Source organism: Kitasatospora sp. NBC_00315, assembly GCF_041435095.1.
Lineage (GTDB): Bacteria > Actinomycetota > Actinomycetes > Streptomycetales > Streptomycetaceae > Kitasatospora.
This window is the reverse complement of record NZ_CP108025.1, coordinates 2194077-2208247: the sequence shown is the minus strand read 5'-3', so window position 1 is coordinate 2208247 and position 14171 is coordinate 2194077. Positions and strand designations below refer to the sequence as shown.

Annotated in this window: 9 protein-coding genes; 3 read left to right on the top strand and 6 right to left on the bottom strand. The window is 71.9% G+C overall.

All coding sequences use genetic code 11. The features are described from left to right. Nucleotides 1–104: 104 nt before the first annotated feature. Complete coding sequence (locus OG823_RS08760; protein WP_371478899.1) at nucleotides 105–2162, top strand: IPT/TIG domain-containing protein; 2058 nt, start codon at nucleotides 105–107, stop codon at nucleotides 2160–2162. A gap of 1106 nt (nucleotides 2163–3268) precedes the next feature. Here the strand turns inward: OG823_RS08760 and OG823_RS08755 are convergent. The 6 genes from OG823_RS08755 to OG823_RS08730 form a co-directional block, all read right to left on the bottom strand. Beyond that, entirely contained in the window at nucleotides 3269–4552 is a 1284-nt protein-coding gene (locus OG823_RS08755; RefSeq protein WP_371478898.1) for a beta-ketoacyl synthase, read from the bottom strand. Then, nucleotides 4549–4800: a phosphopantetheine-binding protein gene (locus tag OG823_RS08750; RefSeq protein ID WP_371478897.1), complete on the bottom strand. Its 252-nt coding sequence runs from the start codon at nucleotides 4798–4800 to the stop codon at nucleotides 4549–4551. Before OG823_RS08750 ends, OG823_RS08755 begins: the two co-directional genes overlap by 4 nt. A gap of 135 nt (nucleotides 4801–4935) precedes the next feature. Next, nucleotides 4936–5910 (bottom strand): aldo/keto reductase family protein, encoded by a 975-nt coding sequence (locus OG823_RS08745; RefSeq protein ID WP_371478896.1) that lies wholly within the window; start codon nucleotides 5908–5910, stop codon nucleotides 4936–4938. Between the two features lie 52 nt (nucleotides 5911–5962). Then, a complete protein-coding gene (locus tag OG823_RS08740; protein ID WP_371478895.1) occupies nucleotides 5963–8083 on the bottom strand; it encodes an MMPL family transporter in 2121 nt (706 codons plus the stop codon). Between the two features lie 92 nt (nucleotides 8084–8175). Then, nucleotides 8176–9435, bottom strand: coding sequence for a WS/DGAT domain-containing protein (locus OG823_RS08735; RefSeq protein WP_371478894.1), 1260 nt, complete (start codon nucleotides 9433–9435; stop codon nucleotides 8176–8178). A gap of 858 nt (nucleotides 9436–10293) precedes the next feature. Continuing rightward, nucleotides 10294–10989, bottom strand: a complete 696-nt coding sequence (locus OG823_RS08730; RefSeq protein WP_371478893.1) for a hypothetical protein — start codon at nucleotides 10987–10989, stop codon at nucleotides 10294–10296. A gap of 254 nt (nucleotides 10990–11243) precedes the next feature. Between OG823_RS08730 and OG823_RS08725 the strand changes: the two genes are divergently transcribed. After that, nucleotides 11244–12707 (top strand): DUF4331 domain-containing protein, encoded by a 1464-nt coding sequence (locus OG823_RS08725; protein ID WP_371478892.1) that lies wholly within the window; start codon nucleotides 11244–11246, stop codon nucleotides 12705–12707. Nucleotides 12708–12751: 44 nt separating this feature from the next. Beyond that, nucleotides 12752–14101, top strand: coding sequence for a tetratricopeptide repeat protein (locus OG823_RS08720; RefSeq protein ID WP_371478891.1), 1350 nt, complete (start codon nucleotides 12752–12754; stop codon nucleotides 14099–14101). The last annotated feature ends 70 nt before the right edge of the window (nucleotides 14102–14171 follow it).

The window sequence follows — 14171 nt, the reverse complement described above, 5'->3', positions numbered from 1 at the left end:
CTTGCGGCCGGGCTGGTGGGGTTGTCGCGTGTCCGCCTCGGCGGTCTTTCGGGGGCTTCCGGCTCCTGCCGTCGAGCTGCGTGATTCAAGGAGGAACCTCCGCGATGTCCCCGACCATCCTGTTACGCCCGTCGCGTGCCCGCTGGCGGCGCCGGGTCGCGACCGCCGCCGCGTCCCTGCTGATCACGACCGGTCTGGCCGCCGTGGCGGCGCCGTCGGCGCTGGCGGTGCAGCCCGGCCGCACCACCGCCTACGTCACCAACTTCGCCGGGCAGGCAGTCTCGGTGGTCGACACCACCACCGGCGCGACCACCGCGTCGGTCCCGGTCAGCGGCTACGTCCAGGACGTGGCGGTCAACGCGGCGGGTAGCACCGTGTACGCAGCGACCGCGTACGCGAACACCGTCGCGGTCATCGACACCGCCACCGACGCGGTCACCGCGACGATCCCCCTCGCCGGGATCCCCGTGGCGCTCACCCTCAACGCCGCGGGCACCGCCGTGTACGTCGCCGACACCTCCGCGCACGCCGTCGAGATCGTGGACACCGCCACCAACACCGTCACCGCGACCGTGCCGGTGCCCGGCAACCACGAGGGCATCGCCCTCGACCCGTCCGGAGCCACCGCCTACGTCACCACGTTCGCACCGAACGCCCTGACCGTGATCGACACCCCCACCGCCACGGTGACCGCGACCGTGCCGATGCCCGCCACCCCGTTCGGTGTCGTCGTCAACCCTGCGGGCAGCGCCGTCTACGTCGCCACCGGCGGCGGCGCGACCATCACCAAGGTCGACACCGCCACCAACACGGTCACGTCGAGCATTGCCGCCGCCAACACCACCAGCGTGGCGATCAGCCCCGACGGCGCCACCCTTTACGGCGGAAGCCCCGGCAACCACGGCGTCTACGTCGTGGCCACCGCCACCGACACCGTCACCGCCTTCGTCGGCGGCCTCGGCAACATCCAGGACGTCCAGATCGACTCCACCGGCACCACCGCCTACACCACCGACCCGGTCAGCCCCAGCGGCGACGTACCCGGTTTCATCTACGCCATCGACACCGCCACCAACACGGTGACCACCGCCGCCGGCGTGTCCGGACCCCGCAACCTGTCCCTGCACACCGTCCCCGCGCCCGAGATCACCGCAGTCACACCGAACAGCGGCCCGGTCGCGGGCGGCACCACGGTTACCGTCACCGGCACCGGCCTGAACGGTGCCACCGCGATCACCTTCGGCGGCACCCCCGCCACCAACGTCTCGTGCACCGTGACGTCCTGCACCGCCACCACCCCCGCGCATGCGGCAAACACGGTCGACGTCCAGATCACCACACCTGGCGGGACCAGCGTCACCGGCAGCGCCGACCAGTTCACCTATGTGGCCCCCACCGCCGACCTCGCCGTGACGATCAGCGACTCCGCCGACCCCGTCAGCCAGGGCGCCCCGCTCACCTACACCACCACCGTCACCGACCAGGGCCAGGACGACGCCACCGGCACGACTGCCACGCTCACCCTGTCCGGCGCCGCGAGCACCATCGCCTCGGCCGCCGCCTCCCAGGGCACCTGCGCCGTCGCCGCGCCGACCGTCACCTGCACTCTCGGCGCCCTGCCCGACGGCGCGTCGGCCACCGTCACCGTCAGCGTGATCCCGGCCGCGACCGGCACCCTGACCGCGACCGCCACCGCGACCGCCACCGAGGACGACCCGGACCCCGCGAACAGCACCGCGAGCCAGTCCACCACCGTCATCACCCCGCCGGCCTCCGACGTCGCCGTGGACGTCACCGCACAGCCCCACCTCGGCATCCTGGTGCCCTACCTCACCTACACCCTCACCGCCCGCAACACCGGCCCCGCCCCGCTCGCCTCCGCGACCGTGACAGCCACCCTGCCGCCCGGCGCCACCGCCACCAACCTCCCCGCCGGGTGCACCACCGCGTCGGGGACGGTGACCTGCACCTACGGTGCGATCGCCGACGGGGCGAGTGCGAGCAAGACGTTCCGGATCCCGCTGCACCTGCTCTCGCTCGGCTTCGCCCACGTCACCGGCACCCGCACCGCGTCGGCCCCGGCCGACCCGAACGCCGCCAACGACAGCGACACCGCCACCTGCACCGTCGTCACCATTCTCCTGGCCACCTGCTCGGGATGACCTGACACCACCACCCGGCGGGCGGACCGACACCCGCCCGCCGGGACACCCCCACACCGGTTGGACGTCGGTCCGGGGATGAGTGCTCCGTAGATCTTCGCCTGGTCGATGGCGTTCTTCGCGGCCTGCTCGTTCGGGTACTGGGTGACCTTGAGGGAGAGGTTCCGCTGGGTCGCGGCCAGGAGCGGGGTCCGGCCGACCGAGCCGAACGGCATGTCGGTGGCGACGGGTTCATGTGCCGAGCTCATGTAGTTGAAGGTGAACAGGCACTGCATGGCGGCGGCGATCGCCAGTGCGACGAGGACCCGTACGGCGGTCTTCCGGCTCCCGCTCTTCGTGCCTGTGGCTGTCTGGGCCGGGGCGTCGGTGGCGTCGGCCGGGGCGGCGGGTGCTGCCGGGCCGACCCGTTTGACCGGCCGCCACCGTCCCAGGTAGCCGATGATGACGGCGCCGGCCAGGGCGTACAGGCCGAGGACGATCAGCGGCCTGGTGATGTTGTTGCCGTTGAAGTAGATGACGCTGCGCACCAGGCCACGGTCGCGGACTTGCCCACCCCCGCCACCAGGAGCCGGCCCGGCGAGGACGCCAGCGCTTCGGCCGCCGCCTCCACCTCCGCCGCACGCTCCTCGGCCAGCCGCGCCACCACCGCCGCGGCGGCCCGCATCCGCCCACGCGCTGCCAAGCCGTGCTCGCTCCGCACCACAGCTTCCTTGGCCTCTCCGGTCGGCCACCGGCTGTTTCGCGCGGTGGCGCGGCCCCCATGCAACCGGAACATTCCTCCCCGCAACGGCCATGCATCAATGCGAAGTGAACTCCGCTCCGTTCGCTCCGTTGGCATGACCGGCCCACGCCATACGTACGCGATCATGTCTGCCCGGGCCCGGCGCGGACGGCGATGACCAGCGCCGCGGTGGGTGACTTCCGTGGTCTCCCGGGTGCCCCGCCGAGCCGAACGAGAGGTCCACGGCGGAGTGGAGGAGTGCAGTGGTGGGGTGGGACGCCCGAACGGCCCCGCTCCGCTGCTGTCCCGCGTCCCCGACCCATCCGGCCGGGCACCACGGTCCGTCACCGCCGGTGTGCGCCGGAGGCGTTGAACAGGTCTTCCTTCATCGCCGGGACAGATCGGCGGCGGAGCGGGTCCGGACCTCGGTGTCGCCTTCCTCGTTGGGGCTGCGGAAGGCCAGGACGGCGTTGTGCCCGCCGAATGCCACTGAGGTGCTGATGGCCGTGCGCAGCCTTGCCGGGCGGGGGCTCTTGGTGACGATGTCGAGGCCCGGGAGGGCCGGGTCGGGCCGGTCGAGGTTGGCGGTCGGCGGGATGCTCTGATGGCGCAGGGTCAGGACGGTGAGTGCCGCTTCGATGGCTCCGCTGGCCCCGAGAGCGTGTCCGAGCGCTCCCTTGGTGGCCGTCACGGGTGGTACCCGGGGGAAGACGTCGGACAGGACCCGCGCTTCGATCAGGTCGTTGAGGTGGGTCGACGTCCCGTGCGCGTTGATGTGGTCCACGTCCGCGGGCGTCCAGGAGGCGTCGGAGAGGGCATCGTGGAGCGCCTGCTTGAGGCCGCGTCCTTCAGGGTGCGGGGCGGTCACATGGTGGGCGTCGGTGGAGATCCCGTATCCGGTGAGGTAAGAGTGGACGCGCGCACGGCGGGTCCTGGCATGGTCGAGACTCTCCAGGACGAGGATTCCCGCTCCCTCGCCCAGCACGAACCCGTCGCGGTCGACGTCGAAGGGCCGGGCGGCCGCGCTGGGATCGCCGCGGCGGGTGGACAGCGCGCCCATCTGGGAGAAGCACACGGCGCTGATCATGGAGCGCCCGCTCTCCGCCCCTCCGGCCACGACCACGTCGAGGCTGCCGCCGCGCAGCAGCTGTAGGGCCAGGCCGATGGCGACGGCGCCCGAGGCGCAGGCCGCCGCCGGGGCGAAGCTCATGCCCTGCGCGCCCAGATCCAGTGCGACCGCGCACACCGGTGCGCTGGGCAGCGAGCGGGGCAGTGCCACGGGTGAGACGAGTTCGTGCCGGTCGGTGAGGATCTTGCTGTAGACGTCGTGGAGCTGCTGGAAGCTGGCGGTTCCAGCTCCGATGATCACGCCGACCCGGCGCGGATCCCAGCATGAGGGCGACAGGCCGGCGTCCGCGAGCGCCTCGCGTGCGGCCAGCACGGCCATCTGGGCCGGGTGATCGAGGCGTCGGCTGAGCGGGCGTCCGAGGACGGTGTCGGGCTGCCAGTCGGGGACGGCGCAGGAGAAGTCGACGGGAAGTCCGGCCAGCAGGGCGTCGGGCGTCGCGTAGGAGGTGGCGTCGCGCATGCCCTCCCAGGTGGCCTGGGCGCCGATTCCGGCGGGGGTCACCAGTCCCACCCCGGTGACCGCTACTGCCCGAGAGGTCACCGGGGTGCCGCCGCGGTTGCGTCGGCTCGGGCGGCGTCGATCTGCCGGGCGATGTCCTCGAGGCTGGTGCCGGCGTTGACGTCCTCCAGGCGGATACCGGTCTGCTCCTGGAGGATGACGGCCAGTTCCGCCAACGACAGGGAGTCCAGCTCCAGTTCCGTCAGGGTGGCCTGGGGGCTGATCAGCACCGGGTCGATGCCGAAGTCGCTCACCAGGTGGTGGGCCGTCAGTTCGTAGGTGTTCGTCATCGACCTCTCGCTTCGACTTGAATCCGGGTGTGAACCGGCGTACACCCCAGCCCAACGACGGGGCCCGGTGGGCGGCACGTCGAACTGGGAAGCACCACTCGAATGGAAGCGCCTGCCGGCGTGCCGCCGTGGCGCTCAGGCCGGGACGGCGTGGTGCACCGCATCGCCGAGGAGGTCGTCGACCGTCCTCATCAGGTCGGCGTCGAGTGTCACTCCGGCGGCCCTGGCGTTCTGGCGGATCTGGTCGGGGCTGGACGCACCGATGATGGCGCAGGAGACGCCGGGGTTCTGCAGGACCCAGGCGATCGCGAGTTGGGCCATGGTCAGGTCGGCTTCGCGGGCGAGGGGTCCGAGCTTCTGCACCCGGTTCAGGATGTCGTCCTGCAGCAGGGGCGTGATCCGGGGCCGGCCGGCGGGATCCGTGGCCCGGGAGCCCTGCGGTGGCGGCGCTCCGGGCAGATACTTCCCGGTGAGTACGCCCTGGGCCAGTGGCGACCAGGCGATCTGGCCGATTCCCGCTTCGGTGCACAACGGTACGATCTCCTCTTCGATCGCCCGTTGGATCAGAGAGTACTGCGGTTGGTTGGACACGATGCGGTCCAGGCCCAGCGCGGCCGCGGTCCGTACGGCCGCCCGGATCTGGTCAGCGGTCCACTCCGAGACCCCGACGTAGAGCGCCTTGCCCTGGCGGACGACGTCGTCGAAGGCCCGCAGGGTCTCCTCCAGCGGTGTCGTCGGGTCGAACCGGTGCGCCTGGTAGACGTCGACGTAGTCGCAGCCCAGGCGTCTGAGGGAGCCGTTGATCGACTCCAGGATGTGCTTGCGGGACAGGCCCCGGTCGTTGGCGCCGGGTCCCGTGGGGAAGTAGACCTTGGTGAGGATCTCCACGCCTTCGCGCCGTTGCCCCTTCAGTGCGCGGCCCAGGACCTCCTCCGCCTTCGTGGCCGCGTAGGCGTCTGCGGTGTCGAAGGTGGTGATGCCCTCGTCGAGTGCGGCGTGGACGCAGGCGCGCGCGGCCCGCTCGTCGATCTGGGAGCCGTGGGTGACCCAGTTTCCGTAGGCGATCGCACTGATTCTCAGGCCGCTGCGGCCCAACTGCCGGAACTCCATGACGGTCTGCGTTTCTCTTCGAGACGGAAGGGACGATGCCGGGCTGCGGCGGCTATGCGTCGGTGGTCATCCGGGGACCCGCCGCGGGCGCGGGCAGCCCTGCGGCGCCGGACGGACCGGTGAGGCACGGCGACCGTCCCGGCCACCAGTTGGCGCGGCCCGCCACCAGCAGGGCGGCCGGGACGAGGAACAGCCGTACCAGGGTCGCGTCGATCAGCACACCGGCGAACAGGCCGACCCCGACTTCCTTGATGGCGATGACGTCGCTGGTGATGAGTGCGCCGATGACCACCAGCAGCAGTGCCGCCGCGCCGGTGATCACCGAACCGGTCTGCCGCAGCCCCGCGATGACGGCACGGCGGTTGTCCCCGGTGGCCTGGTATTCCTCGCGTACGTGCGAGAGCAGGAACAGCTCGTAATCCAGCGACAGTGCGTACAGCACCACCAGGACGACGATGGGCTGGGTGGTCTCGACGAAGCCGAGGGACGAGAAACCGAGCAGGGACGCCAGGTGACCGTCCTGGAACACCCAGGTCATCACGCCAAGGCAGGCGAAGGTCGACAGAACCGAGGTCACGATTGCCTTGACCGGCACCAGCACCGACCGGAAGACGAACAGGAGCAGCAGCGAGGTCACTGCCATGACGAGGCCCACCACCAGTGGCAGCCTGGCGTTGAGCGCGTCGGTCATGTCGGCGTCGACGGCCGCTCTGCCGCCGACCAGGACGCTGCCGCCCTGCGGCGGCCCCAGGGCCCTGATGGCGCGGACCGTCCGCCGGTCCGCGTCGGGCTCACCGGTGGTGGCGACGGAGACCAGCAGCGCGTTGCCGCGCACCGCCGTCACCTCGGCCCGAGGGTTTGACGGAAGGGCGGCCAGCCGGCCGAGCCATCCACGCAGTGCCTCCTCGCCTGCGGCGGAGTCGGTCGGCGCAGGCAGGGCCAGGACGGTCTGGATTCCGGCCGGTTGCAGGGATGGGAAGGCGGTGCGGGTCTGGTCGGAGACCTGTCGGGTGGCAGAGGAGGAGGGGAGCGTCCCCTCACCGATGCCGCCGAACCTGGTGTGCAGCGCGGGGGCCGCCATGGCGAGCAGCACGACGGTGCAGGCGACCAGCCACAGCGCCGGGCGGCGGGCGACGCACATAGCGAGCCTGAGCCACCGCGCTCCTTCGGGCCGTTCCGTCCTGCCGTTCCGGCGGGACCACCGGGCCGGTCCGCGTCCCGCGTCGACACGGGGGCCGAGGACGGCCATCAGCGCCGGAAGGAGCGTCAGGGCGGCAGCGACGTCCGCCGCGACCACGGCACATCCACCGATCGCCAGCGACCGCATGAAGGCCAGCGGGAACAATGCCAGCACGGCCAGGGCCGCCGTGACCACGGCGGAGGTGACGAGCACGGTACGCCCGGCCGTGCGCAAGGTGATCGCCCGCGCCAGCGCGGCGGGGACTCCCTGCCCGCGCTCCCGGCGATAGCGCGTCAGGATGAGCAGGGCGTAGTCGACCGCCAGGCCGAGGCCGAGCATGCTGACCAGGTTGACGGCGAAGGCCGACACTTCGGTGAACTCGGTGGCCACGCGCAGCACGGCCATGCCGATGGCGACTGCCACCGACCCGGTCAGCAGCGGCAGCAGGGCCGCCGCCAGGCCCCGGAAGATCAGCAGCAGCAGGACGAACAACAATGGTGCGGCGAGCAGTTCGGCGCGCACCAGGTCGGCCTGGGAGCGGGAGCTGGCCTCGTCGAGGAAGGCGAGCGGTCCGCCGTAGGAGACCGTGATCGCCGGTGGCGGCCGAAGGGCGCGGCGCAGCTGCTCCAGGGCCCGGCGCTTGGCCTCCTCGTTGCCGCCGTGCACGGCGAGCGGGACGAGGGCGGTGGTGGCGCCGGCGTCCAGTGACGGCAGTCGGTCCGGGGACGTCGGCAGTGGCTCGGCGAGCCGGGCCACTGCCGGGGTGGTGACGGCGCCCTGCACCTGTTCCATGAGGGTGGCCCCCGTGGGCCCCCCGGTCCGGGCGCGAAAGAGCAGCAGGACATCGGGGTCGGCGACGCCGAACCGCTCCTGGGTCTGCACTTTCGCGAGCGCGGATTCGGCGCGGGGGGTGGTGAAGCCTCCGCCGGCAAGCCGGTCGGACACGTCCGCGGCAAGCAGCCCGCTGAGCCCGCACAGCAGGACCCAGAGCACGATGGTGGCCCATGGTCGGTCCGTGAGTGCCCGCCGGAGCCGGCGAGGCGGCGCGTCGGCGGCTGGCCGGTCCGAGCGGGTGCGCGCGGGTGTCATCGGTGACCGCCGAGGAGGTCGACCTGGTGGACCCATTGCCGTGCCAGCTCGTCGACGTCGGGCACCGCCTGGTCCGCGACGACGCACAGCTGCGCCATGCCGGCGAAGTCGCACATGGCCGTGGCCAGGTACTGCCGGGCGGGCAGGAACATCAGCGGCACGCCGGCGGTGACGGTCCGGCCCGCGATCGCCGGTGTGGCCGCAGGCCCGGGGACGTGGCTGACCAGTAGGGACATCCAGCCGGGGTGGTACTGCAGGTCCAGATCGAACCGGCCGAGGAGTTTGCTGACCAGCCGCGTCAGCGAGCCGGTGTGCGGGTCACGCAGGGAGGCCCGCAGGCGGTCCGTCTGCACCTTGACCAGCGCCGTCCGCTCGGCCGGATCGTCGACCTCGCATGGCAGCCGCACCCATGCCGCTGTCGCGCGGACGCCGAGGCGACCAGCCTCGTGCGGGTACCCGATGGGCACCTGGACCCGAACCGGCCGGCCGCCGGCCAGCCAGCGGGGGTCGGGGGCCCAGACCCGCAACGCCCCCGCCAGGGCAGCTAGATACACGTCGTTGCTCGTCGCCCGGTGCGCGGCGGCGGCCGCCCGCATCCGTTCCACGGACACGCCGTCCCACGCGTACCGCACCCGTCCGGTGAGTTTGACGGACGGCGGAACAGGTTGTGCCGCCCGGCCCCGGTCCCGGAACAGGGCGCGAGCCTCCCGCAGGGCCGTCGCGGGGTCGGCGCGGCGCGGCGCGGAGCCGGCAGCGGCCCCGGAGCGCCGCCGTGGTTCCGCTCCCAGGGCGCAGGCGATGATGTCCGTCAGCAGTAGGCCGTCGAAGAGGGCGTGATGGCCTCGCAGGACGACCGCGAACTCTCCGGCGGCGTAACCGTGTACGAGCCAGACGCCCCAGAGCGCCGCGGGCAGCGGCTCCGCCGTCAGCCGTTCCAGCACCGCCCGCAGACCCGCCTGTCCGGACCCGCTCTCCGCCTCGACCTCGAAGATCTGCTGGTCGAGTCGGAAGGGAGTTCCGGGCGCGCCCGCGCTTCGGGCCGGCTCGGGTACGGGATGCCGCCCCAGCTCGGGGTAGGCGTCCACGGCCATGGACACCAGCACGGCGATCTCCTCGCGGGTCGGCGGCTCGCCGGTGCAGAGGGCGACCACGCCGATGGCCACCGATGTCGCCGGATGCGCGGCCGCGTAGTCGAGCCACTTGCGACTCATTCGGTCCGCGCGAGGGCCCAGTTCGGCCATGACGGTGTGCGTCATATCAATATCCTTGTCCGACGAAATCTGCCGCAGCCCGGCTTCGACTTTCGACGCCGAGGAGGGAAGAAGGCCGGGCCGCGGGACATGTTTCCAGCCCGATGCTCGGTCGGATTCCAGAAGTACGCTCTGTCTGGGTGAATTAACCCCAACGGCGGCACGGAACCAGCCCGGGGGCCGCGCGCTGGGAGCTGGTCATGATCGTTGTGGCCGGGGACAAGTGGCCGTCTGGACTCGGGCCAGAATGTTGCGGGGAGTGCGGCTGGACGCCGGGATGCGGAAGGTGCCGGGCATCAAGCCGAGGCTCCGCCGGCGGCGGCCCCCGCTCTGTCCGGGCGCTTGGCGGCCCTCGGGCAGCCGTCGAGGTGAGTGAATACCGCCGGCGCGGGGCGCGACGGGTAGTTGCACCGGCCGGGTACGGCGGCGGCACCGGTTGCTCAGGGCGCCGGACGGCTACGGCGGGGCTTGGGCGCGGATGGTGTCAGGGAATCTCTGGGTCGCAGCCGCCGTGGCCCGGTGGTCAGGAGGTTCCTGCACGCAAGGCGGACGCATCACACGCGAGTGTGGCGGGGCTGGGCTCCACGGCCGTAACTGAGAAGAACTGCGACAGCAGGGCCTCCAGGATCACTCGTCGGCGTAGACACCCTCCGAGCTACCACGAGGCCCTGCTTCCATGCCTGGCACCGACCGCGATCACCCGATCGAGACTCCCGTTCGATCGACAAGTCCCTTGGTCGGCACGGGCTTATCGAACGGTGGTGCGGCCTGGCCTCGCTACGAGACGACCGCCACCGTCTTCCGGGTCGAACGGATTTTCGCGGGCAGCTTCATCTGGTCGGCCCGCTGATCCGAAGAAAAGACCTAGCGGGGCACGTAGTCGAAGCGCGGGGTCAGGGTGCCGAACATGGAGTCGACCTTCAGGTCGTCGCCGAAGTACTGCGCGGTCAGGGCGGCGGCGTCCCGGGTGACGTGGAACGGCACCCGGTCGAGCTTGAAGCCGGTGAGGGTCGGGCGGCCGTTGGCGAGCACCTCGGCGGGGGTGGTATAGGCGATCAGGGTCTCGTCGCTGATCTTCTGCCCGTTGACCTTTACCCCGGCCGAGTAGCCGGGCTGCGGCATGATCCGGATCCAGGTGGGCTGGAGTTCGACGTGGGTGCCGCTGCTCGCCTGGTCGAGGGTCATCCCGCCGGGGTAGAAGATCCGCCCCTGGGAGTCGAGGTGGTCGCCGGTCGTGGAGCCGATCGGCATGTCGAAGCCGAGGCCGTCGGGGTCCAGTGTGAACGGTGCGATCGCGCCGAGTGTGACGCCGTTGCGGGTCAGCCAGGCCGCAGTCTCGGCACTGACTCGGACGTGGGCGCTGCCCCACGGGGAAATATAGATGCCGGGTGCGGCCGGGCCGTTCGGGGTGTCCGTGGTGGTGGCTGCCGGCGTTGTGGGGCCGCTGGGCAGTGCGGCGGCGCCGGCGGTGGCCGGTGCGGCGGACAGGGCCAGCGTGCCCGCCAGGGCGACGGCGGCAATCGTGTGGAACAGGCGCATGGTCAGCTCTCCTGCGGTCATCAGAAATTGGTGCTTCGTTGGCGAAGCAGGCTTATCCCTAACGCATCAGGCGTGGCTACGGCCATCTGTCTCATCCGTCCGGCTGAAGATCACCACTCGTTCGACTGGCGCTCTCGCGGCCTGACCGGTCCATGATCCACAGCGGTTCTAGGGTATGGCCGCGGACGGTCCGCCGCGGTGGTCCGCAGCGAGGAGCCCCTGTCCGCCGTGCCGTGCGGCGGGTCCGCACCACCCTCCCAGCCCTGGAGATGCCAATGTCTCGCCCCCCTGCCCGCCGCACCAGACGGCTCGCGTTCGCCGCCACCACCGCGCTGCTCACCACCGCCGCGATGGCCGGCCCCTACCTCGGCACCAGCCAGGCCGGCGGCCACTTCGACGCACCGGGCGTGATCGCCGACCCGCAGGCCAACTTCACCGACATCTACGCCTTCACCAGCCCGGACAACCCGGACATGGCGACCATCATCGCCGACCTCCAGCCGACCCAGCTACCCGCCAGCACCCCCACGCCGGTCAACTACCCGTTCGCAACCGGCGGCGCCCGCTACGAGATCCATGTCGACGGACACGGCAACGGCGGCTCCGACACCACCTATCGCTGGACCTTCCGCACCGAGGACCGGCGGCTGTTCGGCGCCGGCCCGATCGCCGTCGGACCGGTCCGCTCCCTGAACGACCGCGCCCTGCTGTTCCGCCAGTACTACACGCTGGAGCGGATCCGGGCAGGCCAGGAACCCGAGGTCCTGGTCAAGGACGCTCCGGTCGCCCCCACCCAGCAGAGCATCGGTCTGATGCCCGACTACCGGACGCTGCGCGACCAGGCCACCACCGCACTGCCCGGCGGCGGTCGTTCGGTGGCCACCCAGAGCGCGGAGTCCTTCCAGGCCGACGCCCGGGTCTTCGGCTACTTCATCCTCGGAACGGCCGGACCGGTCCCGGGCTACCTGCCGGCCGCCAACCCGCTGACGGCGGTCAACGTCAGCAGCCTGATCCTGCAAGTCCCCAAGAGCGAACTAGCGTTGAAGGGCGACGTGAGCCGCAACCCGGTGGTCGGAGTGTGGGCCACCATGTCCCGCCCCGGCGCCGACCTGGCCAAGGACCTGCGCGCCCAGGACGCCTTCTACCGCCAGGTCGGCCGGCTCGGCAACCCACACATCATGTTCGCGCTCTGGGGCACCTTCGGCGGCATCGCCACCCCGGGCGGCCCCGAGGACCGCTTCAACGCCCGCTCTGCCGACCAGGACCAGTACGACCAGGCTTTCCTCGCCTCCACCCTCGACCCCGCCCCGCCGCACAAGATCCAGATCGCCGGCAACTTCCCCGCCCCGCCCATCCCGCGCGCCGACATCCGCGCCCTGTTCCTAGGCGGCATCGGCAAGAACAACGGCGCCAAGTTCGGCTACGACCTCAACACCCAGGCGATGAACGCCGACGCCGACCCGAACGCGCTGGCCTGGGCCGACGAACTGCGGCTCAACCTCAGTACACCGGTGAGTGCCAACCCCAACCGGTTCGGGGTGCTGGACGGAGACCTCCAGGGTTACCCGAACGGCCGCCGACCCAACGACATGATCGACAACTCGCTGCTGCGGATGTTGGAGGGCGAGCCCGGCGGCCCCTCCGCCGCCGGGCTGCTGCCGACGCCGCTCTTCGACCTCCAGCCGAAGCCGGCCACCGACACCTTCCCGTACCTCAACGTGCCGCACGCCCTGCCGTGACCTCCAGTGATCCCCAACAGCGACCCGCTCGCCGCCTGTTCGCCGTGCGTCGCCCGTTCCGGTGGCGCACGGCGCGGCGGGCGGCGGGCGCGGCCGCTCTCGTGCTCGGGTGCGCCGCCGGCCTGCTCGCCCTCGGACCGAGCGGCCCGCTTGCACCTCGGGCCGCCGACCCGGGCGCGGTTCCGCTGCCGCAGTCCAGTGCCGACCAGCTCCAGAGCGCCCAGTCGGCCGTCCGAGACCGTCCCCAGGACCCCTACGCGTGGGAGCAGTTGGGGATGGCCGACCTCGACCAGGCCCGGCTCGCCCTGGACGCGGGCCGTCTCGCCGACGCCGACCGGGCCTTCCGCAGATCGCTCGCCCTCAAGCCCCAGGCCAACTACGGCGCGCTGACCGGCACCGGCATGCTTGCCAACGCCCGCCACGAGTTCGCCGCGGCCCGGGACGCCGGGCTGCGCGCAACCGAGATTGCCCCCGACCGGGCGGCCGGCTACCTGGTGCTGGCCGACGCCGAAATCCAGCTCGGCGACTACCCGGCCGCCACCGCCGCCACCCAGCGCCTGCTCGACCTGGCACCGACCGTCCCCGGCTACACCCGTGCCGCCTACGACCTGGAGACCCACGGGCGGGCCGAGGAGGCACGGATCGCCCTCGAACGCGCCCTGGACAGTGCGAGCACCCCCGGCGACACCGCGTTCTGCGAGCACCGCCTCGGCGACCTCGCCTGGGACCACGGTCAGCTGGACGAGGCGGACGGCCACTACCAGCGTGCCCTGGCGCACACCCCCGACGACTACTACGCGCAGGCGGGGCATGCCCGGGTACTCGCTGCCAACGGCAGCGTGCCGGAGGCGGTGGCGGACTACCAGAAGCTGGTGTCGCGAGCCCCACTGCCGCAGTTCCTGCTAGAGCTGGCCGAGTTGGAGCTTGCCCGGCAGCAGGACGCCGCAGCCGCCGGGCAGTTGTCCGCCCTCGCGGCGGAAGTGCGGCTGCTGACTGCCGGCGACGGCAACGTGCCCGCCGATCCGGCGCTGATGCTCTACGAGGCCGACCACGGCGACCCGGCGGTGGCGGTTCGACTGCTGCGGAGGGAGTGGAATCGACGCCGCAGCGTCCTGGTCGCCGACGCCCTCGGCTGGGCGCTGCACCGAGCCGGGCAGGACGACGAAGCGCTCGACCTGCTGCACCAGGCCGCCGCCACAGGCTGGCACAACCCGCTCTTCGCCTACCACCGGGGCGCGGTCGAGGCAGCCCTCGGACGGCCCCAGGCGGCCGACGACCTGCGGGAGGCGCTCGCCCTCAACCCGCACTTCTCGCCCTACCACGCCCCGCTGGCTCGGCAACTGCTCGCCGGGTTGCCAGCGGGGCAAGCCCCCGGGTCCCGGACTACGCCGTGACCTGAGCCGCCTTCTCGCCTCTCACCTACCCGGCTACGGACCGGTCGTCGCCGAGGCATCCTCCGGTCCG